Raw genomic sequence first — 3,297 nt, forward strand, 5'->3', positions numbered from 1 at the left:
CCTCGGCGGCGAGGGCTCCGCAGGCCGGGTCGCGGTAGTTCAGCAGGAAGACCAGCGTCTCGAAGGCGCGCCGGTCACCCAGGCAGGCGAGGGCGTAGGAGACGAACTGCCGTGCCCAGAGCGGCCGTCCGGGTTCGGCGAGCACGGCCGCCAGTTGCTCGCGGGCCTCCGCCCCGCCGCCGTCGGCGGCCCGCGCCAACGCGTGCAGCCGGTCGGCTTCGGCGCGGTCGCCGGGTCCGGGTAACCGGCGGGCCAGCATGTCCAGTCGCACGTGCGCGTCGTCGTCCATACCGCTCATGTAGCCCATGTCCCGCCCCCGGTCGAGTGGCCCGTGCCACACATCGTCTCCTGCCCGCCCTCTGGCGTTCTTGTTACCCACGGGTTAGCCTGCTCATCAGAGCGGCACCCCCGCTCAGGCGGCCTGGTGACGCAGCCGCCGAGAGTGTCAGTCGGTTCAGCGAGCACATCCGTACGGCACCGGCCCCGGGACAGGGCCGGCCCGGCTTCCTCCCGCCCTCCTGCCCTGCCTGTTTCCGCCTCCTTCGGCGACGCGGCACGGCGACGCGGGGCACACCCTCATTCGGCAGTCGTCACCTCAGGAGTCCCGTGATGGACCGTCCCTCCCTCACCACAGTCGCCGTCGTCGGCCTCGGCACGATGGGCACCGGCATCGCCGAGGTCCTGGCACGTGCCGGCCGCGAGGTGATCGGCATCGACCTCAGCGAGACGGCGGCCCAGCAGGCCGTCGCCGCCCTGGAGAGCTCCACCGCCCGTGCCGTGGCCCGGGAGCGCCTCACCGAGCAGGAGCGCCGCGACGTGCTGGCCCGGTTCCGCACCTTCACCGACCTCCAGGCCGCCGCCGAGGCGGACCTGGTGATCGAGGTCGTGCCGGAGGACTACCCGACCAAGCAGCGGGTGCTGCGCGCGCTCGACGACGTGGTCAAGCCGACGGCGGTCGTGGCCACCGGCACGAACGCGCTGTCCGTCACTCGGCTCGCGGCCGACTCCGCGCACCCCGAGCGGGTGCTCGGCATGCACTTCTTCAACCCGGCCCCTGCCATGAAGCTGGTCGAGGTGGTCTCCTCGGTGCTGACCGCCCCGGAGGCGGTCGACGCGGTGACGGCGCTGGCCGAGGACCTGGGCAAGGTGCCGATCGCGGTGGGCGACCGGCCCGGGTTCGTCGCCGACGGTCTGCTGTTCGGCTACCTGAACCAGGCAGCCGCCATGTACGAGGCCCGGTACGCCAGCCGGGAGGACATCGACGCGGCGATGCAGCTGGGCTGCGGCCTGCCGATGGGCCCGCTGGCACTGCTGGACCTGATCGGCGTGGACACCGCCCGGACGGTGCTGGAGGCCATGTACGCCGAGTCCCGCGACCGGCTGCACGCGCCGGCGCCGATCCTGGGCCAGCTCAGCCGGGCCGGTCTGACCGGCCGCAAGTCGGGGCGCGGCTTCTACAGCTACGCCGAGCCGGGCAGTGCCGAGGTGGTGGCGGACGCCCTCACCCCGGACCCGGACGCGCGGACGGCCGCCGCCCGGCCCGTGGAGCGGGTCGGGGTGGCCGGGTCGGGCACCATGGCCAGCGGCATCGCCGAGGTCTTCGCCAAGGCCGGGTACGCGGTCGTGCTGGTCGCGCGCGGCGAGGAGAAGGCGGCGAAGGCGAAGGACCGGGTGGGCGGCTCACTGGCCAGGTCGGTGCAGAAGGGCCGGATGAGCGAGGCCGACCGGGAGGCGGTGCTGGAGCGGATCACCCCGGCCGGCTCGCTGGAGGCGATGGCCGACGTGGACCTGGCACTGGAGGCCGTCGCCGAGGACCTGGAGGTCAAGCAGCAGCTGTTCGCCTCCCTGGACCGGATCTGCAAGCCGGGCGCGGTGCTGGCGACCACCACCTCCTCGCTGCCGGTGGTGGCGTGCGCCCGGGCCACCGGCCGCCCGCAGGACGTGGTCGGCATGCACTTCTTCAACCCGGCACCGGCCATGAAGCTGGTCGAGGTGGTGCGCACGGTGCTGACCGGCGACGACGTGCACGCCACCGTGCGGGAGGTCTGCGGGCGGATCCGCAAGCACGCGGTGGACTGCGGCGACCGGGCGGGCTTCATCGTCAACGCCCTGCTGTTCCCGTACCTGAACAACGCGGTGCGCATGGTCGAGGAGCACTACGCCTCGCTGGACGACATCGACGCCGCGATGAAGCTCGGCGGCGGATACCCGATGGGTCCGTTCGAGCTGCTCGACGTGGTGGGACTGGACGTGTCGCTGGCCATCCAGAAGGTGCTGCACCACGAGTTCCGCGAGCCGGGGCTGGCCCCGGCGCCGCTGCTGGAGCACCTGGTGGCGGCGGGCTGCCTGGGCCGGAAGACGGGACGCGGCTTCCGCGAGTACGCCCGGCGGTGAGCGCGGCGCAGGGGTGGGGCGGGCTGCTGGAACCGGGGACGGGCGGCCCGCCTGCCGGGCACACGCCCCCGTGTAACGTTCCCCGCATGACGCAGCCCGCCAAGCCCGCCCGTACCGCCGCGTCGTCCCAACGTCTGAAGTTGCGCCGGGAACTGGCCGCGGCCGCCATGGAGCTCTTCGCCACCAAGGGGTACGAGGAGACGACGGTCGACGAGATCGCGGCGGCGGCGGGTGTCGCACGGCGCACCTTCTTCCGGCACTTCCGGTCCAAGGAGGAGGCGATCTTCCCGGACCACGACGACACCCTGGAGCGGGCCCGGGCGGTGCTGGACGCCGCGCCGGCGCACGAGAACCCGCTCGACACGGTGTGCCAGGGCATCAAGGAGGTCATGCGCATGTACGCGGCCTCCCCGGCGGTCAGCGTCGAGCGCTACCGCCTGACCCGTGAGGTGCCGGCGCTGCGCGAGCGGGAGATCGCCTCGGTGGCGCGCTACGAGCGGCTGTTCACCCGGTACCTGCTGGGCCACTTCGACGAGGCGGCGCACCACGACGGTGACGACGACCCGCTGCTGGCCGAGGTCGCGGCGTCCGCGGTGGTCACCGCGCACAACCACGTACTGCGGCGCTGGCTGCGCAGCGGCGCGGTGGGCGACGTGGAGGCGCAGCTCGACCGGGCCTTCGCGATCGTCCGGCAGACGTTCGGCACCGGCTTCGGCGCGAGCCGCACCGACGGTCCGGCCGCTCGTACGGCGAGTGCCGCCCGGACCTCCGCGCACGGTGAGGTCCTGGTCACGGTGGCCAGGACGGACACCCCGCTGGACGAGATCATGCGCGGCATCGAGCGCAGCCTGCACCGCGGCTGAGTTCCGACCGCGCCTGCCCTGCGGGCCCGCAGCGCGGCGT

At 73.5% G+C, this 3,297-nt stretch carries 2 protein-coding genes and 1 pseudogene; 2 read left to right on the forward strand and 1 reads right to left on the reverse strand.

Going from position 1 to position 3,297, the window contains the following annotated elements:
* Nucleotides 1–340: pseudogene (locus ACYVE9_RS20105) on the reverse strand (hypothetical protein); the annotation flags it as partial.
* A 269-nt stretch (nucleotides 341–609) separates the two neighbouring features.
* On the opposite strand from ACYVE9_RS20105, the gene ACYVE9_RS20110 reads away from it, so the two are divergent.
* Together ACYVE9_RS20110 and ACYVE9_RS20115 are read left to right on the forward strand one after the other, a co-directional pair.
* Complete coding sequence (locus ACYVE9_RS20110) at nucleotides 610–2,394, forward strand: 3-hydroxyacyl-CoA dehydrogenase family protein (RefSeq protein WP_461029282.1); 1,785 nt, start codon at nucleotides 610–612, stop codon at nucleotides 2,392–2,394.
* A gap of 86 nt (nucleotides 2,395–2,480) precedes the next feature.
* The gene (locus tag ACYVE9_RS20115) at nucleotides 2,481–3,257 is read left to right on the forward strand and encodes a TetR family transcriptional regulator (protein WP_461029283.1); all 777 of its coding nucleotides are present in this window, start codon (nucleotides 2,481–2,483) and stop codon (nucleotides 3,255–3,257) included.
* The last annotated feature ends 40 nt before the right edge of the window (nucleotides 3,258–3,297 follow it).

This window comes from Streptomyces sparsus (genome assembly GCF_054776295.1).